General features: G+C 68.7%; 19 protein-coding genes and 1 tRNA gene. 11 read left to right on the forward strand and 9 right to left on the reverse strand.

Annotated features, from left to right (window positions below; all coding sequences use genetic code 11):
* Positions 1-163 precede the first annotated feature (163 nt).
* Positions 164-253: transfer RNA gene (locus V6D00_07215), tRNA-Ser, on the reverse strand.
* Between the two features lie 188 nt (positions 254-441).
* Between V6D00_07215 and trxA the strand changes: the two genes are divergently transcribed.
* On the forward strand, positions 442-765 hold the full coding sequence (gene trxA / locus V6D00_07220; protein HEY9898956.1) for a thioredoxin: 324 nt from the start codon (positions 442-444) through the stop codon (positions 763-765).
* A 51-nt stretch (positions 766-816) separates the two neighbouring features.
* Here trxA and V6D00_07225 read toward each other — a convergent pair whose 3' ends face one another.
* On the reverse strand, positions 817-1,986 hold the full coding sequence (locus V6D00_07225) for a glycosyltransferase family 2 protein (protein HEY9898957.1): 1,170 nt from the start codon (positions 1,984-1,986) through the stop codon (positions 817-819).
* Positions 1,987-2,204: 218 nt separating this feature from the next.
* Between V6D00_07225 and V6D00_07230 the strand changes: the two genes are divergently transcribed.
* Positions 2,205-2,834 carry a M48 family metallopeptidase gene (locus tag V6D00_07230; protein ID HEY9898958.1) on the forward strand — a complete coding sequence of 210 codons (630 nt, stop codon included), beginning with the start codon at positions 2,205-2,207 and terminating at the stop codon, positions 2,832-2,834.
* Between the two features lie 91 nt (positions 2,835-2,925).
* Here the strand turns inward: V6D00_07230 and V6D00_07235 are convergent, their stop codons facing one another.
* The 5 genes from V6D00_07235 to V6D00_07255 form a co-directional block, all read right to left on the reverse strand.
* Positions 2,926-4,731, reverse strand: coding sequence for a peptidoglycan-binding domain-containing protein (locus V6D00_07235; GenBank protein ID HEY9898959.1), 1,806 nt, complete (start codon positions 4,729-4,731; stop codon positions 2,926-2,928).
* A 114-nt stretch (positions 4,732-4,845) separates the two neighbouring features.
* Complete coding sequence (locus V6D00_07240; GenBank protein ID HEY9898960.1) at positions 4,846-7,872, reverse strand: peptidoglycan-binding protein; 3,027 nt, start codon at positions 7,870-7,872, stop codon at positions 4,846-4,848.
* Positions 7,873-8,078: 206 nt separating this feature from the next.
* Positions 8,079-8,528 (reverse strand): Fur family transcriptional regulator, encoded by a 450-nt coding sequence (locus V6D00_07245; protein HEY9898961.1) that lies wholly within the window; start codon positions 8,526-8,528, stop codon positions 8,079-8,081.
* A 4-nt stretch (positions 8,529-8,532) separates the two neighbouring features.
* Positions 8,533-9,555: an ATP-binding protein gene (locus tag V6D00_07250; protein HEY9898962.1), complete on the reverse strand. Its 1,023-nt coding sequence runs from the start codon at positions 9,553-9,555 to the stop codon at positions 8,533-8,535.
* Positions 9,552-10,811 carry a M20/M25/M40 family metallo-hydrolase gene (locus V6D00_07255; GenBank protein HEY9898963.1) on the reverse strand — a complete coding sequence of 420 codons (1,260 nt, stop codon included), beginning with the start codon at positions 10,809-10,811 and terminating at the stop codon, positions 9,552-9,554. The genes V6D00_07250 and V6D00_07255 overlap by 4 nt, the downstream gene beginning before the upstream one ends.
* Before the next feature lie 352 nt (positions 10,812-11,163).
* Between V6D00_07255 and infC the strand changes: the two genes are divergently transcribed.
* Genes infC through rplT form a run of 3 tightly spaced genes read left to right on the forward strand, consistent with a single transcriptional unit; the run spans position 11,164 to position 12,271 of the window.
* The gene (gene infC / locus V6D00_07260) at positions 11,164-11,661 is read left to right on the forward strand and encodes a translation initiation factor IF-3 (GenBank protein HEY9898964.1); all 498 of its coding nucleotides are present in this window, start codon (positions 11,164-11,166) and stop codon (positions 11,659-11,661) included.
* Positions 11,662-11,666: 5 nt separating this feature from the next.
* Positions 11,667-11,876, forward strand: a complete 210-nt coding sequence (gene rpmI / locus V6D00_07265; GenBank protein ID HEY9898965.1) for a 50S ribosomal protein L35 — start codon at positions 11,667-11,669, stop codon at positions 11,874-11,876.
* Positions 11,877-11,911: 35 nt separating this feature from the next.
* The gene (rplT, locus tag V6D00_07270; protein ID HEY9898966.1) at positions 11,912-12,271 is read left to right on the forward strand and encodes a 50S ribosomal protein L20; all 360 of its coding nucleotides are present in this window, start codon (positions 11,912-11,914) and stop codon (positions 12,269-12,271) included.
* Positions 12,272-12,319: 48 nt separating this feature from the next.
* Here the strand turns inward: rplT and V6D00_07275 are convergent, their stop codons facing one another.
* A complete protein-coding gene (locus V6D00_07275) occupies positions 12,320-13,537 on the reverse strand; it encodes a glycosyltransferase family 2 protein (GenBank protein ID HEY9898967.1) in 1,218 nt (405 codons plus the stop codon).
* Between the two features lie 7 nt (positions 13,538-13,544).
* Positions 13,545-14,681 carry a glycosyltransferase gene (locus V6D00_07280; protein HEY9898968.1) on the reverse strand — a complete coding sequence of 379 codons (1,137 nt, stop codon included), beginning with the start codon at positions 14,679-14,681 and terminating at the stop codon, positions 13,545-13,547.
* A gap of 213 nt (positions 14,682-14,894) precedes the next feature.
* On the opposite strand from V6D00_07280, the gene V6D00_07285 reads away from it, so the two are divergent.
* The 6 genes from V6D00_07285 to V6D00_07310 form a co-directional block, all read left to right on the forward strand.
* Complete coding sequence (locus V6D00_07285) at positions 14,895-15,143, forward strand: hypothetical protein (GenBank protein ID HEY9898969.1); 249 nt, start codon at positions 14,895-14,897, stop codon at positions 15,141-15,143.
* Between the two features lie 14 nt (positions 15,144-15,157).
* Complete coding sequence (locus V6D00_07290) at positions 15,158-17,461, forward strand: amylo-alpha-1,6-glucosidase (protein ID HEY9898970.1); 2,304 nt, start codon at positions 15,158-15,160, stop codon at positions 17,459-17,461.
* A gap of 85 nt (positions 17,462-17,546) precedes the next feature.
* Positions 17,547-17,807 carry a hypothetical protein gene (locus V6D00_07295; GenBank protein ID HEY9898971.1) on the forward strand — a complete coding sequence of 87 codons (261 nt, stop codon included), beginning with the start codon at positions 17,547-17,549 and terminating at the stop codon, positions 17,805-17,807.
* A gap of 139 nt (positions 17,808-17,946) precedes the next feature.
* Positions 17,947-18,612 carry a BON domain-containing protein gene (locus tag V6D00_07300; GenBank protein ID HEY9898972.1) on the forward strand — a complete coding sequence of 222 codons (666 nt, stop codon included), beginning with the start codon at positions 17,947-17,949 and terminating at the stop codon, positions 18,610-18,612.
* Between the two features lie 72 nt (positions 18,613-18,684).
* A complete protein-coding gene (locus V6D00_07305) occupies positions 18,685-19,110 on the forward strand; it encodes a peptidylprolyl isomerase (GenBank protein HEY9898973.1) in 426 nt (141 codons plus the stop codon).
* A 108-nt stretch (positions 19,111-19,218) separates the two neighbouring features.
* On the forward strand, positions 19,219-19,457 hold a 239-nt coding region (locus tag V6D00_07310; GenBank protein HEY9898974.1), incomplete at its 3' end, for a PRC-barrel domain-containing protein.

Genomic DNA, 19,457 nt, shown 5'->3' on the forward strand with positions numbered 1-19,457 from the left:
ATTCGAACTCCCGACCTTCTGGTTCGTAGCCAGACACTCTATCCAGCTGAGCTATGGCCGCACACGTCACCGGGTGGCTTAAACCCGGCGCACTTTTTCCACTCTACTACAAACACTCAAGGCTCGCAAGCGATGCCGAAAGGCTCGTAAGTGAAACTCGGAGCGGAGAGGGGGGGATTCGAACCCCCGATACCGTTTAACACAGTATACCTTCTTAGCAGGAAGGCGCTTTCAGCCACTCAGCCACCTCTCCAGGCGCGAGATCTTAAGACTAGCATAGCCTCACCAGAAAGATCAACGCCTATTCTCGATTGTTTCTGCCTCGACTTTCTCGCCCGGGGCGCAAAGCGGCATGGTTGCTCGATCACGGCGATCGCTCTGGCAAGCATTCCTTGAGGGAGGTAGAATGGGGCACCTATCGCCCTACGGAGGAGATTTATCATGAGTAAGCCCGTCCCCGTCACCGACGCCGAGTTCAAGAAGGAAGTCCTCGAGGCCGACAAGCCCGTGCTCGTCGACTTCTGGGCCACCTGGTGCGGCCCTTGCCGCATGATCGCGCCGGTCCTCGAAGAGATGGCCAGCGAGCACCAGGACAAGCTCAAGATCGTCAAGATCGACATCGATGCCAACGGCCAGACCGCTCAGCAGTACGGCGTCATGAGCATCCCGACCATGATCCTCTTCAAGAACGGCGAAGCCGCCGAGCGCGTGGTGGGCTTCATGCCCAAGGCCCAGCTCGAGTCCAAGATCATGGGCAAGCTCTAGACCAGAGCCCCCTCGAAAGCGCCCCCGGCGGAGTGACCCGCCGGGGGCGCTTCATGTCTCCGGGGTGGAGTACCGACGGGCCTTCTCCCAGGTCACGGCCTGGCGCCCGGTCCAGAACCGCCACGCCCCCGCCAGCGCCGCCACGTTCACGAACACGAAGTAGAAGGGCAGGTAGTGCCAGCGCGCGCGCCGCGAACCCCGCTGCGCCAGGGCACCGTAGGCCGCAAGCAGGTAGAAGCCCCCCTGCAGCCAGAACAGCATCCGGTAGGGCCCGGGCCCCTGCCACGCCAGCACCACGTTGGCCCCGAAGGCGACGGGCAGCAAGAAGGGGACCAGGATCCACCGCAAGAGGCGGTGCGAGACGTACTGGATGGTCAAGAGCGGGCGCGAGGGCCACAGCAGGCCCCGCAACAGGAAAGCCGCCTGCCATCCACCCGCCACGATGCGGGCCTTGCGCTTGAACTCGTCCGAAATCGAGCCCGAGGCCGCCTCGATCGCGTAGGCATCCGGCTCGTAGACCACCCTGAAGCCCTGCTGCAAGAGGCGCATGGAGAGAACGAAGTCCTCCAGGATCGTGTCGGGCGGCAGAGGCTCGTAGCAGGCACGCCGAAAGGCGAGCAGCTCGCCGGCTGCCCCCATCACCGCGCCCATGCGCGAATCCAACCTCTTGAGGAAGGACTCGTAGCGCCAGTAGAGGCCCTCGCCGGCGCTCACGTCATGCTCGCCCGCCAGGATGCGCTTCTCGCCGGCCACGCAGCCCACCTCGGGGTCCCCGAAGTGGCGCATCATCAGGCGCAGGCTCTCGGGGTTCAAGAGGGCGTTGGCGTCGGTGCAGACGACGATCTCGCCCTGGGCCAGGGGCAAGACCCGCTGGATGGCGTGAAGCTTGCCGCGGCGCTCGTCCTCGTGCTCGACCCGCACCCCAAGCGAGGCGAAACGGCGCGCGATCGCGTGGGTGGCGTCGGTGCTGCCGTCGGTGACCACCAGGATATCCAGCTTGCTGCGCGGGTAGTCGAGCGAGAGGCAGTTGCGGAGCTTGGCCTCGATGACGGCCTCCTCGTCGTAGGCGGCGATCAAGAGGGTCACCGTGGGCATGATGGGCAGGATCCAGTGGCGGCGCGCCAAGAGCGGAGCCAGCAGCATGGCGATCGCGCCGTAGCCGAGGTAGGCGTAGAGCCCCCCCCCCACCGAGAGCCAAAAAAGCCCTTCGAGCCACTGCATGGGACGTCCTTCCGAGCATGCGGCGCCTGTGCGCCTGCCGCCACCAGAGGGCCGAGCGACGGGAGCGATGCCTGCCTGTCAGGCAAATCTCGCTCCCATGCTAGACCCCGAGCGCGGCGGGCGCTTGGCGACGATCGCCAAAAAGGATCGGCAGGCGCAAAGGCCCTCAAGGGGCCAAACAGGCTGTGCTACAATCAGGGAAAGCAGGGAGGCAGGCCTTGGAGACGCAGATCACCTACACGAAAGCGCGCACCGCGCGCGCGCGCCTCAGAGGCGCATGCCTGGTGATGACCATCCCGCGCCACTGGCCGAAGGCCGAGCAGAACGCCGCGATCGAGAAGTTCACCAAGTGGGGGCAGAAGCAGACGTCGGCCCTGGCGGCCCTCCCGGTGACCCCGAGCGCCCCGCCCCTCTCGCTCGAGGCCCTCACCGACCTGGTGGCGCGCGTCAACGCCGAGACCGTCCGGGTGCACTACGCGGGGGTGCGAATCGGCAACGCCCGCTACACGCGCCTGGCTCAGGTCAACCTCAAGACCAAGGTCCTGACCTTCTCGCGCCACGCCATCGACGGCATGCCCGAGCGGGCGCTTCGCTACCTGGTCCTCCACGAGCTCTCGCACCTGGTGCATCCCAACCACTCAAGCGCCTACTGGGCCCTGGTCGGCAAGCACATGCCCGATTACCGCGAGCAGCGCAAGATCGCCCAGCACCACTTCGCCCTCGCCGCGCAGCGCGGCGACGCGCCTCTTTCGCCTGAGCCCGAGCCGAAGGCGGCCCCGGCAAAGCTGCCGGCGCTTCAACCGGGGCCTAAGCTGCCGCCCGGCTTCGAGCAGCTGCGTCTCTTCTGAAAGGCGATCAAGAGCGACTAACAAAACTGTTCCGGCCGTTGGCTGCCGAGGGCAGCCAACGGCCGTAACATGCCTGGTTTTGTTAGATGCTCTAAGCGCGCGCTTGCAGGGCGGCGCGCATCCTCAGCTCGGTGGTGGGCTCGACGTACTCGTTGATCGCAGGCTCCCCGCTGGAGAGCCGGTAGGCCTGGCGAATACCGGCCTGCCTCTTGAAGGCCATGATCGCCTCGGCGGTGGCGTCGTCGAAGGTTCCGGTCGGCTGGACCGCGTAGCCCAGGCGCATGAGCGTCGCCTGCACCCGCCCCACGTCCGCGCTCGCGCTCTGGGGGCCGACCGCGCTGTCGTAGGTCGCGACCTCGGCCTCGAAGGCCTTCACGTTCTCGGCGGTGGCAAGCAGGTTGTACCGGGCGGCCACGTTCTGCCAGCCGGCCTCCGAGGACGCCCCCGGTGAGGCAGCCGCAGGCGTCGCGGCCGGCTTGGCCGCGTCGTCCTCCTGCACGGCGGCGACCACGTCGTCCACCCGCTGGACGACCCCGTAAAGCGCTTCAGCCGTGCGCTCGTCCACGTACTGGTTGACGGCGTAGGAGTCGTCCGCCTGGCGATAGGTCTGGTAGAGGTCGTGCTCCCGCTTGAAGTGCATGACGGCCAGGGAGGTCGCCTCGTCGAAGGTGCCCGAGGGGATGACGTCGTAGCCCGCGACCCTGAGCGCCGCCTGGACCTGCTTGATCTGCTCGGGGGTGCCGTGGTTGGGACCGATGGCGCCGGACTGGTAGGTGCCGACCTCGGCGAGGAAGGCGCGGACGTTCTCGACGTCGGGCGCAAGCCGGTACTCGGCCGCGATCGCCTGGGCCTTCTCTTGGGTCAGCTCGCCCACCGCGGCGACGTCGGGCAAGTCCTTCGAGAAGCGCCCCATGCTCAGGGCCGCGGCCGGCGCGAGCAGGGCGAGCGGGGCGCGGACGCTCACCCTGCCGGCGAGGTTCATGAGGCGCTCGGTCGCAGGCAGGATCTCGGCCACGCCGCGCGCGGCGGTCGTCACCTGGATGGCCGCCGGCGCCACGGCGCTCGGTGCGACCAGGGCCGCGTCCCGCGTGCTCGCCCCGGCCGTCTGCAAGCGACCCGCGGCCGTGACCGCGGCGTTGCCCGCCGCCAGCAGGGTGTCGGTTTGCGAGAGCATGGCCGACGTCGACATCATGGTCCCGCCGAAGTTGATGTGCTGGAGGTTCTGGAGGGTCTGGGCCCACTTGCCGGCCCGCGCCAGGTCCCCCCCACGGGCCATGTTCGACACCCGCTCGGCCATCTTGGCGTACTGGGTCAGCTTTGCCGCCTCCGCCGTGTGGCCGAGCTGGGCGAGCTTGACGGCCTTCTGGGCGGTCTGAGCGCCCTCGGCGGAGAGCTTGACGGCGAGCGAGGCGTTCTTGACCGCGCCGGTGAGGCCCGAGCCTGCCTTGAGGGAATTGAAGACGCTGGCCGTGCCGGTCACGGTCGCCTTGGCGGCCCCCGCCACCTGGCTCGGGCTGACGAAGAGCGAGCCGATCTCGACGATGCCGCGGCCGAGCGCCTTGCCGGGACGCCCCTCCTTGATCGCCTTCATGTAGGGATCGACGAAGGCATGGCCGATCATGCCCACGGCCTCGACCGGGTTGGTGACGAGCTTGGTGACGAGGAAGCCGACGCCCTTCAGGGTCTGGATCGGGTGAGTGACCACGTTGAGCAGGCCCTTGCCCATGTCCACGAGGGCCTCGCCGCCGCCGATGAACACGTCCGCCGCGTGCCCCATCAGGCCACGCTTGGCATGGGGCGCCTCGCCCGCCTGCGGCTGCACCAGCGGGCCGGTCGCGGGCGGCGTCAGCGGGCGCGTCGCGGCGCGGCTGAAGGCGGGGTTGTTGCGGACGTCCATGCGGCCTCCTGGTCGATCTCGATTCCTTGAGATTATCGGCTCGCACCGAGAGGGCTTTCGGGATTTAACAGCCATTTAATGGACGAGGGGCGCCGTGGGCGCCCCTCGTGCTGGCTAGTTGAGTTCCTTGACCGCCTTGGCCATCGCCTGGGCGGTGTCCTCGCCCACGTACTCGTTGACGGCCCAGGTCCCGTCGGCGAGCTTGTAGGTCTGGTGCAGGCCCTGCTTGACCTTGAAGTCGATGACCGCGTCCCCGGTGGCGTCGTCGAAGCTGCCGTTCGACGTGACCTTGTCGTAGCCGAGGCGAGCGAGCAAGGTCTGGAGCTGCTTGATCACCGCGGGCGAGCCCGAATCGGGGCCGATGGCGCCGCGGGCCGCGTACTCGCCGACCTCCTTGAGGAAGGCCTGCACGTTCGCAGAGTCGCTCTGGATGCCCCGCTCCTTGATCAGGGCCTCGACCTCGGCGCTGACGGCGGGCTTGGTCTCAGGCTTGGCCTCGGCGGCAGGCTTGGTCTCAGGCTTGGCCTCGGCGGCGGGCTTGGTCTCAGGCTTGGGGGCTTCCGCCGCCTTGCCGGGGATCTGGAGCTTCTGGCCGGGCAGGATCAGGTTGGGGTTCGACCCGATGACCTGCTTGTTGAGGTCGTAGATCTCACGCCAGCGGTTCGCATCCCCGAGCGTCTGCTGGGCGATACGCGCCAGGTTGTCATTCGCCTTCACCACGTAGGTGGTCGGCGCCGCGGGCTTGGTCTCGGCAGGCTTGACCTCGGCGGGCTTGCCGGTCGCCTCGGGCTTGCCGGTCGCCTCGGGCTTGCCGGCCGCCTCGGGCTCCTCGGGGGCCGCGTACTCCTGCTGCGCCTCGGCGATGAGGGCGCTGAGCTCCTCGTCGCCGTAGCCCCGCTCGTTGAGGGCGGCGGCGATCTCGTTGAGCTTGTCCTCCACGTCGGCGCGGGCATTCTCGTGGGAGAGTCCGTAGCCCGTCAGGTCGTGGATGGCGACCAGGGCCGCTTCTTCCATCGCGGTCTGGGCCTTGGCGCGCTCGGCCGCGGTCTTGGCCCCGTCGAAGGCGCCGAGCGCGCCGTCGAGCGCCTCGAGGGAGGCCTTGACCTGGCTGCCCGTGACCCCGGCTGCGGTCGAGGGCTCCGCCTCGCCGACGCCGGCCTTGCGCTTGGCCATCGAGACCAGGGCCTGGGCGGTCGTCTCGTCCACGTACTCGTTGACCGCGGGGGTGCCGTCGGCCATCCGGTAGGTCTGGGTGATGCCCACGCGCTGCTTGAAGTCGATGACCGCCAGCGCGGTGTCCTCATCGAAGGTGCCCGAGGGCTTCACGTCGTAGCCGATCTTGCGCAGGATCGTCTGGAGCTGGGCGACCTGCTCGGGGTTATCGGTCTCGGGACCGATGGCGCCCTCGGCGTAGCTCGCGACCTCGGCCTTGAAGGCCGCGATGTTGGCGGGGGTGTCGAGCAAGCCGTACTTCTCGGCGATCCCGCCGTCCGCCGTGTTCTTGACGTCGCTCACCCGGCCGATGACCGAGGCCGCGAGCGCGGGGCGCGCCAGCTGAACCAGCTCGCCCAGCTTCACGTCGGGAAGGTTGCTCACCAGCTGAGCGCCGGCGCTGACGGCGCGGCCCACCGCCTCGGCGGGCGCCTCCCAGATGCGGCGCAGGGGGATGTCGCCGATGTTGGCCAGCCCCGACAGGCCGTTCTTGATCGCCTGGCCGGCACCCGCGAGGGCCTGGTAGGTGACCTTGAAGGGGTAGGTCGCCACCTGGCCGACCGCGCGGGGGATGTCGCCCAGGCGCATGTCGCCGACCTTGCCGAGCGCGCTCGAGACCTTGTCGCCGACCTGGGCGAGGTTCTCGCCCACGTTCTTGGCCACGTGGTTCACCGCCACGATCGACTTGTCGACCGGGCGACCGATGGCGCGGGCGCCCTTCTCGAGCGGCCGAGTGATGTAGTTGGTGCGCTCGAACTGGTTGGCGATGGTGACCGAGTTGTTCAGCAGGGTCTTGGTGCTGGGCTTGAGGGTGTTGGCCAGAGCCGAGAGGGCGCTGTCGCCGGCCGCCACGCCGAGCTGGCCTGCCATGTAGGTCTTGGCCGCATCGAGGGCGACCTTCTGGGAGGCGCCGGAGAGCCGGTTCTGCTTGAAGATGTCGTCGGCGGCGGCCAGCAGGGTATCGGCCTGCTTGGCCGAGAGGCCGAAGGTCTTGACCGCCGAGGAGGCGTTCTTGGTCAGCTTGATGGGCAGGTCGTAGGCGGGGGCCAAAGCGCCGGCCTTGGCCGCGACCGTGCCGCCCGCCTTGGCGGCGGCGTTCAGCAGGGAGTCCGAGTGCTGAGCCAGGGCCGACATGGTCATGACCTTGGTGCCCGCCTGGGTGGCGACGTTGACGGTCTGGGCGTTGGTGGCCCAGGTCGCGTACTTCATGGCCCGGGCGACACCCTGCTCGGTGCCCGTGGCGGCGAAGCCCGCCGCCTTCTCCATGATGCGGCCGAACTGCTCGAGCTTGGCGGCCTCGCCCACGTGGCCGAGGGCCTTGAGCTTGGCGGCCTTCTCCATGGCCGTCGCGGCCTGGCCGGCGATCTTGCCGGAGAGCTCGGCGCCCTTGGCGCCGAGGGTGCCCGCGGCGGCCGCGGCGGTGCCCACCTGGCCTGCTCCCTTGGCGCCCGAGATGAGGCCCTTGGCGCTGTTGATCACGCCCTTGGCGCCGCTGACCACCTGGCTGGGGCTGACGAAGAGCGAGCCGATCTCGACGATGCCGCGACCGAGGGCGAGGCCGGGACGGCCGTCCTTGATGGCCTGCTTGTAGGGCTCGACGAAGGCGTTGACCAGCGACGCCGGGTGGGTGATGACGTACCCGATGCCCTTGAGGGTCTGGATGGGGTGGAGGATGACGTTCGCGACGCCCTTGACCATGTCGCCGATGGCCTGACCACCGCCCAGAAACACGTCGCCGATGTGGCCCAGCAGCCCGCGGCCCTCCTTTGGCTTGGCCTCGGAGAGAGTCGGCTGCGCGTAAGCGGCCTCCTCGGCGCCTTCAAGCTCGGCGGCGCGGGAGCGCTCGTCCAGCTGCGAGGTCTGGAGGGGCGACGTCTGCTGCGTGCGAGCAACAGCCGTGCGCATCGAGGTTTGGTTGACGTTCCCCATGATTCCCTCCTGTGTGTTTCAGGCGTTTCGTTTCCCGCGCCACCGGGATCATCGCTGCGAGGCAGCCAAGACTTGCGCGGATCTCCGGATCGGCTGAACCTGGTGACGGAGATCCCATTTTCGTTATACCCAACGGCCAAGCGCGACTTGCCTCCGATCCGGGGGATCGGAGGCTAAGATTCACCTAATTGCGCTTTAAAGAAGACTTAAGAGCGGCCCAGGGCCTGGCATGCGGCGCAGCGGCCGAAGATCTTGAATTGCACGTCCAGCACGGCGAAGCCGAAGGCCTCGGCGGCCGAGCGGGCCGCCGCCTCGAGCTCCTCGCCCGAGAACTCGAGGGTCGTGCCGCACTGCACGCAGATCATGTGCTGGTGGGGCGTCTCCTCGCGGTTGAACTCGTAGTGCTTGTGGCCCTCGGCGAAGTCCACCTCGCGCAAGAGGCCCAGCGACGCCAGGAGCTTGAGGGTGCGGTAGGCGGTCGCCAGGCTGATCCGGGGCTCCTCGACCGAGAGGCGCTGGTACAGGTCCTCGGCGCTGAGGTGGGTGCCGCCGGGGAGCTCCTGGAAGACGCGCAGGATCCGCTCGCGCTGCGGGGTGATGCGGTACCCCCGGCGCCGGAGGTCCTTCTCGACCAGTTCGCGCTCGTCGGCTGCCATGCCCCTACCCTTCATGATCCAGCGGGAAGGTGATGAGGAAGGTGGTGCCGACGTTGATCTCGCTCGAGACCACCACGTTGCCGCCGTGGGCGACGATGATGTCCTTGACGATCGACAGGCCCAGGCCCACCCCGCCCGTGACCCGCGAGCGGCTCTTGTCCACCCGGTAGAAGCGATCGAAGATGCGGGGGCGATCGATCTCGGGGATGCCGATCCCCGTGTCGATGACCTTGATCTTGATGGCCTTATCCCCCTCGTCGAACGCGATGTCGAGGGTGACGGTACCCGAGGCCGGCGTGAACTTGATCGCGTTGTCCACCAGGTTGATCAGGACCTGGTGGATCCGGTCGCGATCGCCGCGATAGACGGGCAGGCTCTCCGGGCAGTTGACCACGAGGTTGACGTGGTTGAGATCCGCGTGGGGATCGAGGGTGGTCTTGACCTCGCCGGCGAGCTCGGGGAAGGTGAAGTCGGCCATGTGCAGCGTCGGGCGGCCGTGGAGGTTGGCCACCACCAGCAGCTCGTTGACCAGCCGGGTGAGGCGATCCGCCTCGCGCTGGATGTTGCTCAGGAACTTGGCGCGCATCTTCTCGCTGGCCATCGCGCCCAGCTGGAGGCTCTCGGCCGCCATCCGGATCGAGGTCAGGGGGGTGCGCAGCTCGTGGCTGACGTTGGCGACGAAGTCCTGCTGCATGTTCGCCAGGCGATGGACCGAGGTGAGGTTGTGGATCACCAGGAGGCGCCGATCCTCCAGCGGCTGCGCCGTCAGGTACAGGACCTGCCCCCGCCACCAGTCGGGAATCAGCTCGAGCTCTCCCTCGCCCCTTTCGAGGAGGGCGGCGACGGCCGGGTCGGCGAGCAGGCGCTCGAGGCGCTCGGCGCCCACGGTCTCGGGCTTCTCCCCGGACTCGGCCAAAAGCTGGAGCAGCTGGGGGTTGCGCGAGACGAGGCGCCCCCCGTCGAGCACGGCGATGCCGTCCAGCAGCTTGGGCAAAAGCGAGACTTCATCCTTCTGGGCGGTGGTCATGGGCGTTCCTCTCGTGCGGCCTCGCGGCCCGGAGCCTGGCCCGCGATCGCCAGGGCGATGGCCGCCATGCCGTGGGCGGCCTCGCCGAGCGAGGCGATGCGGACGCGATCGTAGGGGGTGTGGGCGTACTTCTCCTCGCCGGGCGCGTAGCCGATCGTCGGCACCCCGGCGATGGTGGAAACATACCCGCCCTCGGTCGAAAAGCACCACTTGTCGAGGCGCGGCGCCTGGCCGAGGGCCGCGAGGGCCTCGACCGAGGCGACGACCATGGGGTGGCGATCCGAGGTCAGGAAGGGGGGGAGCAGCTTCGGGACTTCCCTGGCGATGCCGGTGTAGGCCGTCTCCAGGACCGTTCGCACCTTCACCTCGGCCTTGAAGTTGGAATCCTTCTCGGCGGCACGGCTGATGAGCGACTGGATCTGCATGACCACCGTGTCCAGGGACTCGGTGGGCAAGAAGCGGCGGTCGATCGATGCGACGCAGCGATCCGGGATGATCGAGACGCGCGCGGGCGCGCACGCGAGGTCGATCAGCGCGACGGTGCTCTTCTCGAGGAAGGGGTGGCTCGGCAGCGTCTGGGCGAGCTCCTGCAGACCCTCGACGATCCCCGCCATCTTGTAGGCGGCGTTGACGCCCAGGCCGGGGGCGGCCGCGTGGGCAGTGCGGCCGATGGTCACGAGCTCCAGCTCGAGACGCCCGCGCTGGCCGAGGTAGACGTCGAGTCCCGTCGGGTCCCCCATCACCGCGAGCGCGGGCGCAAGGCCCATCGCGCCGAACGTCACATCGAAGAGGTGGGCGACCCCGAAGGCCTCCGAGCGCTCGGCCATCACCACGCCGGCGACGATCACGTCCCCCGAGAGGGGAAGCCCCAGCGCGCGCAGGGCCGAGGCGGCGAAGACCTGAGCAGCGATCGCGCCCTTCGCGTCGGCGGCACCCAGCCCCAAAAGGTAGCCGTCCTGCTCGACGGGCTCGAGGGGGGGATGCCCCCAGCGCTCGGGGTCGAGCGGCGCGCGGGTGTCCAGGTGCGAGCAGAACAGCACGCTCGGGCCGGCGCCGCTGCCGCGGATGACCCCCACCACGTTGCCCACCTCGTCGATCCGGCACTCGTCGAAGCCGTGATCGCGCATGGCCGCTGCCACCAGGGCAGCCACGGCCCCCTCGTCGCCCGAGGGCGACGGGGTACGGATCAGCTCGGCGGCGAACCGTTGAAGGTCGGCGCGATGGCGTTCGAGGTGCTCGGCAAGGCGCTGGCGCATCGTTCGAAAATCCCGTCTCGAGAGAAAAAGACAGCGAAAAAGGGCGGATGCGCAGTATACCACCGGCCTCCAGGCCAAGCAAGAAAGCCCGCCGCTCACGGTTGACTCCGCTCGCTTCGGGAGGCTATAGTGGGATCGTAGCAGCGCGCCACATCAGAGCGTGGCGCACAACGGCGAAAGCAGAAGCACACCTTCTCACCCCGCGGCATCGCCAGCAGGGTAGCCGGAAAGAATCTCGCACGACGGGCCCGACCCGAAACGCGAATCTTCCGACGAGGGCAGGTGAGGTCACCTGCCTTTCTCCGTTTTTGAGGAGGAAACGACCATTCTGAGGGAACGAGACACCACCCTGATCAACGACCGGATCCGTGCCCGCGAGGTTCGGACCATCGGCGACGACGGATCCCAGCTCGGCATCCTGCCGACGCGTGAGGCCCTTCGCATCGCGCAAGAGAAGGGGCTCGACCTGGTAATGGTGGCCGCCGACGCCGCTCCGCCGGTCTGCAAGATCATGGACTACGGGCGGCACAAGTTCGAGACCGAGAAGAAGAACAAGGAAGCCCGCAAGAAGCAGCACGTCGTCAGCATCAAGGAGCTGACGGTCAGCTACAAGATCGGCCAGCACGACTACGAAGTGCGCCTGCGGGCCATCCAGAAGTTCATCGCCGAAAACGACAAGGTCAAGGTGACGGTGCGGTTCCGCGGGCGCGAGATGCAGCACACCGAGCTCGGCGCCCAGCTCCTCCACAAGTTCGCCAACGACGTCAAGGACATCGCCGTCGTCGAGCGCGAGCCCAAGCAAGAAGGCCGCACCCTCTTCCTCATTCTGGCCCCCAAGAAGGAGAAGTAAACCCCATGCCCAAGATGAAGACCCACAAGTCCTCGGCCAAGCGGTTCCGAGTGACGGGGACCGGCAAAGTGATCCGCCGCAAGGCTTTCCGCAAGCACCTGATCGTCGGCAAGGACGGCAGCCGCCTGCGCCGGATCAGCGGCGAGGCCATCGTGAGCAAAGAGGACGCCCAGCGCGTCAAGGAAGCGCTGCCTTACCCGCAGTACCTCCGCTAGGATCGGCCCGTCGTCTACTAAGGAGTTAATCGAACATGCCTCGCGTCAAACGCGGTAACATCAACCGCAACCGCCACAAGAAGGTCTTCAAGCTCACCAAGGGCTTCCGTGGGTCGACCCGCAAGATCTTCCGCGCCGCCAACCAGGCGATGATGAAGGCCCTCCGGTACATGTACAAGCACCGCCGGACCCGCAAGCGGGACTTCCGTCGGCTCTGGATCACCCGCATCAACGCGGCGGCCCGCATCAACGGCCTGAGCTACTCGCAGCTCATCAACGGCCTCAAGAAGGCCCAGGTCGAGGTCAACCGCAAGATCCTCGCGGACCTCGCCGTCAACGACGCCGACGCCTTCGCGCACCTGGCCACCATGGCCAAGTCCAAGCTCTCGGCCTAAGCCAAAGGCTCGAAAGGGGCTCCCCGCAAGCGGGGAGCCCCTTTCCCTTTAGGCCGGCGGCTCGTCGGGCGAGCCGTGGGGCGTGCGGACCCAGGGGACGTGCCGGCGGCCCATGGCCCTCCAGCAGGCCCCCCACAGCACCCGGATGAAGCGCGGCGCCGAGCGAAGCGACTTCCACTCGGCGGGGTCCACCCCCGCGATGACGAGGCCCGAGGCCACGTGGAGGCCGAAGACCGCGATCGCCCCGAGCCACCAGGGCCAGGCGAGCACCCCCGGCACCCCCGCCGCCCCGGCCACCAGCCCCAGCGCCAGGAGCACGACCAGCACCGAGCGCGGCAGCGCGGTCGCCACGAACCCCAGCCCCTCGATCGCCTCGCGCCGGCCGTTCATCGCTCCCCAGACGAGACCGGGCAGGTGCCGCAGGAAGAGCCGGACCTTGCCCTGCACCCAGCGCGAGCGCTGGCGGGCCATGGCCTCGAAATCGTGGATCTTCTCGTCGCGCACCATCGCCAGGGGCGCCGAGACGATCCGCACCCCCCAGCGGTGCAGGTGGAGCTGGTACTCGCAGTCCTCGACCTGGGTGCGGGTCGAGGCCACCAGCCGCTCGAACAGCCTCCGCTCGTAGGCGACCCCCGAGCCGCACAGGGTGGTCGAGAGCCCCCACCAGCTCAGGCCGGCGGCCACCACCCGGTGGTGCAGCGCCTCGGCCAGGCCGTCCAGGGCGCTGGCCGCGCTGTGGCCAGGATTCTTGGCGACCCGCTGCCCCTGAACCACCCGCTCGCCCATCGCGAGCACCCGCCCCACCTCGGCCAAAAAGCCGGGGGCCGCCTCGTTGTCGGCGTCGAGCACCACCACCGCATCGAAGCCCTCGCGGGCCGGCCCCAGCCGCTCCCAGAGCCAGGCGAGGGCCGCCCCCTTGGAGGGGGTGCCCTCGGCTCGCTCGAGGACCGCGGCGCCCTGCGCGCGCGCCGTGGCCGCGGTGGCGTCGGCGCAGCGATCGGCGACCACCCACACCGCGAATCGGGGGTAGGCCTGGGCGCGCAGGCTCTCGAGGCAGGCCCCGATCACCGGCGCCTCGTCGTGGGCGGCCACGAGCACCGCGAGGCGAGGCCAGGGCCCTTCCTCCCCCGAGGCCCGAGGCCTGGGGAAGCGCGTGGAAAGCCAGGCCCCCGCGGTGACGAAGGCCAGGTACAGGACGTTGAGGGCCAGGAGGCCCTGGAAGAGCGCCGCCGCAAGACACCAGGCGGCCACGATGAACTCGGCCATGGGCACCTCAGGCACAAACCCCGCCCGGCCTCCGCGCGACCTCGGCGTAGAGGCCCTCGATCGCGGCGATCATCCGGGTCAGGGGGTAGAGGGAGAGGACCCGCTCGCGGCCGGCAGCGGCGAGGCGCTGGGCCAAAGACGGGGTGCGGACCAGGGCCAGCATGGCCTCGGCCAGGGGCGCAACCTCGCCCGGCGGCACCAGCAGGCCGCTCTGGCCGGGCTGGATGACCTCGAGCGAGCCGTCCACGGCGCTTGCGATCGAGGGCACCCCGCAGGCCATGGCCTCCAGCAGGGCGATGGGGAGGCCCTCCCAGAGGCTCGGCAGGACGAAGACGTCGGTGGCCGAGAGCAGGGCAGGGACGTCCGAGCGGCTGCCCAGCATCAGGAGGCGGCCGCCCAGCCCCAGGCCCGAGGCGAGGGCCGCGAGGGCCGCGCGGTCCTCGCCGTCCCCCACCAGCATGAAGCGGGCGGCAGGCTCGCGGGCGAGCACCTCCGCGGCCGCCCTCAGGAAGAAGGCCTGCGCCTTCTGGCGGGTCAGGCGGCCGTAGAGGCCGATCAGCGGCTCGCCCTCGGCGACGCCGAGGGCCCGGCGCAGGCGCGCGCGGGCGAGGGGATCAGGTCGAAAGCGAGCAGGGTCGATGCCGTTGGGGATCACGCGGCTGCGGCGCGCCGAGAGGATGCCGTGGGCGAGGCCCGCGCGCTGGTCGGCGTGCGAGACGCACACCACCTGGCGGCTGAGCCGCACGGCCATGGCCTCGCAGGAGCGCGCGGCGGCCTCGAAGAGCGCCGAGCCGCGCTGGTGGAAGCTCCAGCCGTGGACGGTGTAGAGGTGGGGCACCCCGCACAGGGCCGCCGCCGGTGCCCCGCACAGGGCGGCACGGGTGCCGTGGGAGTGGATCAGCGCGATCCCCTCGCGCCGAATGCGCTCGGCCAGAGCAGCGATCGCCCCGGGGTTGAGGTGCCGGGTCATGGGGATGCGAACGACGTCGTGGCCGGCGCGCTCGAGGCGAGAGGCCAGGGGGCCGTCGTCGGAACAGGCGACCAGCGGCGCGAACCGCGCCGGGTCGAGGCCCACCGCCAGGTCGTGCAGGTGGCTCGAGCCGCCCCCCACCGCCCCCGAGGCGAGCACCTCGAGAACTCTCAAGCGGCCTTTCTCCTCGGTCCCGCTGGCCACCTTTCACCGCCTTTCGGGAAGTGGCCGGGCCCGGCCCGGCCGCCCTGACGGTTGTAGCACGCCGAACGCCGAGGGGGCTCGGTCGAAGTGGACGAGCCTTGTTGCGACCGACGCCAAGCTCGTTCGTTGACTCGCTCAGGCGTCGGGCCCTAGACTCCCGAGCGGCGCAAAGGGGGTGAGGGGATGGCCAGGACCCACCAGTTCTCGGTCTGCTCGAAGGCCGAAGTCCTGCTGCTGCTGGAGCTCGCCAGGGAGCACGAGCCCCACATCCACCTCTCCTTCCGGGAGTACGGAGAGATCCTCCAGATCTACCTCGAGACCGACAGCGTCGAGCTGAGCGAGTATCTCAACTACATGCTCAAGCGCCTGCGCGAGCAGCAGCTGCGAATCGAGGCGAGCTTCCAGCGCCCCGGCGCGGGCGTCCCGCACTAGAAGAGGATCTCCCAATGGCCCCTGCCGAGGACTCCAAGCAACCAAGATCGCCCGAGCCCCCCCCCGACTCGACCACCCTCGAGGTGGGGGGCGAGATCTACACGATCGACCGGGAGCTGAGCGCGGTGCTCGCGAGCGGCATCCCCGCCATCCTCACCTCGTGCCGGCACGGCCGCGAGGTCATCAAGCAGGAGAACCTCTTCCTGATCAGCGACGTCGACGGCAACATCTACCCCGGCTGCGGCTGCGGGATGGGGCTCTACGCCGCCGACACCCGCTTCTTGAGCGGGTGGATCTTCCGGCTGGAGGGCAAGGTCCCCAGCCTGCTGTCGAGCTCCAGCGAGCGCACCTACCTCTCGCAGATCGAGTTCATGAACCAGGTGCTCAGGTACCCGAACGGCCGGCTGATCCCCCAGGAGACCCTTTACCTCTCGTGCGATCGCGCCATCGAGGACGCGGTGCGCGACCGGATCAAGATCGTCAACTACAATCCCTTCTCGGCCAATCTGAGCTTCTCGCTGGAGTTCCGCGCCGACTACGCCGACATGTTCGAGGTCCGCGGCATGCACCGGCAGCACCACGGCCTCTTCCTGCAGCCCAAGATCGAGGAGCGCACCTTGATCCTCGCCTACATGGGCGAGGACAAGACCTTCCGCCAGACCCGCATCACCTTCGAGATCCAGGCGAGCGCGTTCTACATCGAGCCCCTGCCCCCCGAGCACGCCTCGGTCGGCGGGGTGGTCCGGTTCAGCCTGGAATGCCCGGGCCACGGCGCCGAGACGGCCTTCGCCTACACCGTCGAGACCCTGATCGCGGGCGAAGGCTCCCTGCAAGCCACCAAGCGAGAGGAGAGCTTCGAGGCCTTCGTCGATCGGCTGGACGCGGCCGCAAAGAGCAAGGTCGCGGGTTGCACGCGCCTTACGACCAGCAACGCCATCTACAACCTCATCCTCTCGCGCAGCGAGCGCGACATCGCGGCCCTGTCGACCATGTACCCGACCGGCCCCTACCTCGCGGCCGGGATTCCCTGGTACACCGCGCCCTTCGGCCGCGACGGGCTCCTCACCGCCTTCCAGAGCCTGATGATCCGTCCCGATCTGGCCTACGGCACCCTGAGGTACCTGGCGGCGCACCAGGCCCACGAGGACGAGAGCTTCCGCGACGCCGAGCCCGGCAAGATCCTTCACGAGCTGCGCGTGGGCGAGCTCGCCCGGCTCGGCCAGATCCCCCAGACCCCCTACTACGGCTCGGTGGACTCCACCCCGCTCTTCCTCATCCTGCTCTCCGAGACCTACCGCTGGACGGGGGACCTCGAGCTGGTGCGCGAGCTGTGGGACGCGGTGGAGGCCGCCCTCATGTGGATCGAGGTGTACGGCGACCTGGACGGGGACGGCTTCGTCGAGTACGAGCGCCGCTCGCCTTTGGGGCTGGTGGTGCAGGGCTGGAAGGACTCGGTCAACTCGGTGATCCGGCCGGACGCGACGCTCGCCACCGGGCCGATCGCCCTGGCCGAGGTCCAGGGCTACGTCTACGACGCCAAGAAGCGGATCGCCCAGCTGTGCTACACCCTCGATCTGCGGATCCTCGGCGATCGCCTCAACCGGGAGGCCGACGAGCTGAAGGAGGCCTTCCACCGCGCCTTCTGGTCGGAGGAGGACGGCTTCTACGCGCTGGCCCTCGACGGCGACAAGAAGCAGGTCCGTACCCCCACCTCCAACCCCTGCCATGGCCTGTGGAGCGGGATCATCCCCGAGGACCGCATCCCCGGCATGGTCGCGTTCACGATGGGCAAGGGCATGTTCTCCGGGTGGGGGATCCGCACCCTCTCGGCCGACAGCCCGGTCTACAACCCCATGAGCTATCACAACGGCACCGTCTGGCCCCACGACAACAGCATCATCGCCCAGGGCCTCGCCCAGAACGGCTACAAGCAGGAGGTGCTGGTGCTGCTCGACGCCCTGTACCAGGCCTCTTTGCACTTCCCATACTACCGCCTGCCCGAGCTGTTCTGCGGCTTTCCCAAGGAAGGGGAGCTGGACCGGCCGGTGCCCTACCCGGTGGCGTGCAGCCCCCAGGCATGGGCGGCGGGTACCATCTTCCTGCTCCTGCAGAGCGCGCTCGGAATCGTGCCGGACGCGGCGGGCAACGCCCTGCGCATCGTGCAGCCGCAGCTCCCCGGCTGGCTCGAGGAGGTGCGGATCGACGGGCTTCGCGTCGGGCAGTCCCGGCTCGACCTCCAGTTCATGCAGTACAGCGGGATCACCACCGCCCGCGTCCTCTCCAAGGAGGGCCGCGTCAAGGTCCTGATCGAGGGGTGAAGGGGCGGCGAGCAGACCGGCGAGGATGAGACATGGTACACTGGTGGCCTACCTCCCATGCAGCCAAAGGAGACCCCACGTGGACGTGAACAACTTTCGAACCCTCGGGGAATGCGAGTTCGGCACGGTCTGGTTCGTCGAGAACGAGGGCAAGGTCGTGGTCAACGCCTACCAGGCTGCGCTCTACTTCAGCCTCGAGGACTTCGCCTCCTTCGCGAAGATGATCACCGAAGCGGACAAGCGCTTCCAGGGGGCCCTCAAGCCCGCCCCCGCGGCCCCCGCGCCCGCTCCTGGCGGCAAGATCCGCCAGTTCCGGCCGGCCCAGTCCAACCCGGACAACGAATAACCGAAGGATCCGGCGCCAGCGCCCCCGAGATCTTCGTCGATTTTGCCCGAACGCCCCGGGCCTCTCCCTGGCTAGCATAGGGAGAGGCCTTTTTGCTGGTATCCATCGGTTGATTCCCTTGATACGAGGAGGGTTCGGCATGCTGACCGACGCAGAGATCCACGATTCCGTCGCCGCGGCCCTGACCCGCGATCCCCGGGTGAGGGCCCAGAGCGAGGGGGGGGCCGTCAAGATCCGCTGCCAGGGCGGGACCGTCCTGCTCGAAGGTCTGGTCGACAGCCTCGGCGAGAAGATGACCTGCGAGCGGCTCATCCGGGACGTCCCGGGCGTCCGGGCGGTCATCAACAACGTCAAGCTGAGGCCGGTACCGGTTCGCACCGACGACCAGATCCTGCTTCACGTCCGCAACGGCCTCGAGGAGGACCCCTACCTCAACGAGAAGAAGCTCTCGATCCACGTCGAGACCGGGGTGGTGACGCTCACGGGCAGCCAGGACGCCCTGGCCAAGAAGCGCCTCGCGGGCCTCATCGCGTGGTGGGTCGCGGGGGTGGCCGACGTCCGCAACCAGATCGCCGTCGAGCCCCACGAGGACGACTCGGACGACGAGATCACCAACGCCGTCCGGGTGGCCTTCGACAAGGACAAGCTGATCGACTCCCTGCGCTTCCAGGTGGCGACCCGGGGCGGGGTGGTGTACCTGTCAGGGGTCGCCCGCTCCAGCGCCGAGCGCCAGGCCGCCGAGGACGACGTGTGGGCGGTGTGGGGGGTGCACGACGTCCAGACCCAGATCGCCATCGAGGCGTGACGTTGATCCGGCCGGCGCCCCGTGCCACAATGGGGGTCTGCGTTCCCTCCCACTTGGAGCTAGCATTCACCCATGAAAAAGGCCATCATCACCACCGCCAAGGGCGACATCGAGATCGAGCTCTTCGGTGACGACGCCCCCAACACCGTCGCCAACTTCGAGAAGCTCGCCACCTCCGGCTACTACGACGGGCTCACCTTCCACCGGGTGATCCCCAACTTCGTGATCCAGGGCGGCTGCCCCGAGGGCACCGGCCGCGGCGGCCCCGGCTACACCATTCCCTGCGAGATCAACCCCCGCAAGCACGGTACCGGCTCCCTCTCCATGGCGCACGCGGGCAAGGACACCGGCGGCAGCCAGTTCTTCATCACCCACAGCCCCCAGCCCCACCTGGACGGCATCCACACCGTCTTCGGGCAGGTGATCAAGGGCCAGGACGTGGTCGACGCCATCAAGCCCATGGACAAGATGGAGAAGGTCGTCATCCAGGAAGGCTAAGCCTTCGTGCGAGCGTTGCGGCCGGCGCCGCGCGCCGCTAGGATCGAAGGGCGTTCCCCGCGCGGGGAACGCCCTCTTTTTCGTTACGAGGCCAAGGAGACAGCCGCCATGCGCGCGCCCTCAGGGATCGGCAAGGTCCTGTTCACCCCCGACGGCCGGGCGCACGGGCGCGTCACGGACGTGGTCTTCGACCTGGCGACGGGCCTGATCCTGGGCTACGAGATCACCCGGCCGGACCTCAGCCGGCGCATGGTGCCCGCGATCGCGCCGGTGCGCGAGGAGGCCGAGCGGATCGTCGTGGTCCCGGCGGCCATCAAGGCGGCCACCGAGGACCTGTCGGCCCTCAT

Source organism: Pantanalinema sp. (genome assembly GCA_036704125.1).
Lineage (GTDB): Bacteria > Cyanobacteriota > Sericytochromatia > S15B-MN24 > UBA4093 > JAGIBK01.

Coding starts and splice junctions, on each gene's coding strand:
- trxA (HEY9898956.1), top strand. CDS start 442: ATGAGTAAGCCCGTCCCCGTCACCGACGCCGAGTTCAAGAAGGAAGTC.
- V6D00_07225 (HEY9898957.1), bottom strand. CDS start 1,986: ATGCAGTGGCTCGAAGGGCTTTTTTGGCTCTCGGTGGGGGGGGGGCTC.
- V6D00_07235 (HEY9898959.1), bottom strand. CDS start 4,731: ATGGACGTCCGCAACAACCCCGCCTTCAGCCGCGCCGCGACGCGCCCG.
- V6D00_07240 (HEY9898960.1), bottom strand. CDS start 7,872: ATGGGGAACGTCAACCAAACCTCGATGCGCACGGCTGTTGCTCGCACG.
- V6D00_07245 (HEY9898961.1), bottom strand. CDS start 8,528: ATGGCAGCCGACGAGCGCGAACTGGTCGAGAAGGACCTCCGGCGCCGG.
- V6D00_07250 (HEY9898962.1), bottom strand. CDS start 9,555: ATGACCACCGCCCAGAAGGATGAAGTCTCGCTTTTGCCCAAGCTGCTG.
- V6D00_07255 (HEY9898963.1), bottom strand. CDS start 10,811: ATGCGCCAGCGCCTTGCCGAGCACCTCGAACGCCATCGCGCCGACCTT.
- rpmI (HEY9898965.1), top strand. CDS start 11,667: ATGCCCAAGATGAAGACCCACAAGTCCTCGGCCAAGCGGTTCCGAGTG.
- rplT (HEY9898966.1), top strand. CDS start 11,912: ATGCCTCGCGTCAAACGCGGTAACATCAACCGCAACCGCCACAAGAAG.
- V6D00_07275 (HEY9898967.1), bottom strand. CDS start 13,537: ATGGCCGAGTTCATCGTGGCCGCCTGGTGTCTTGCGGCGGCGCTCTTC.
- V6D00_07285 (HEY9898969.1), top strand. CDS start 14,895: ATGGCCAGGACCCACCAGTTCTCGGTCTGCTCGAAGGCCGAAGTCCTG.
- V6D00_07290 (HEY9898970.1), top strand. CDS start 15,158: ATGGCCCCTGCCGAGGACTCCAAGCAACCAAGATCGCCCGAGCCCCCC.
- V6D00_07300 (HEY9898972.1), top strand. CDS start 17,947: ATGCTGACCGACGCAGAGATCCACGATTCCGTCGCCGCGGCCCTGACC.
- V6D00_07305 (HEY9898973.1), top strand. CDS start 18,685: ATGAAAAAGGCCATCATCACCACCGCCAAGGGCGACATCGAGATCGAG.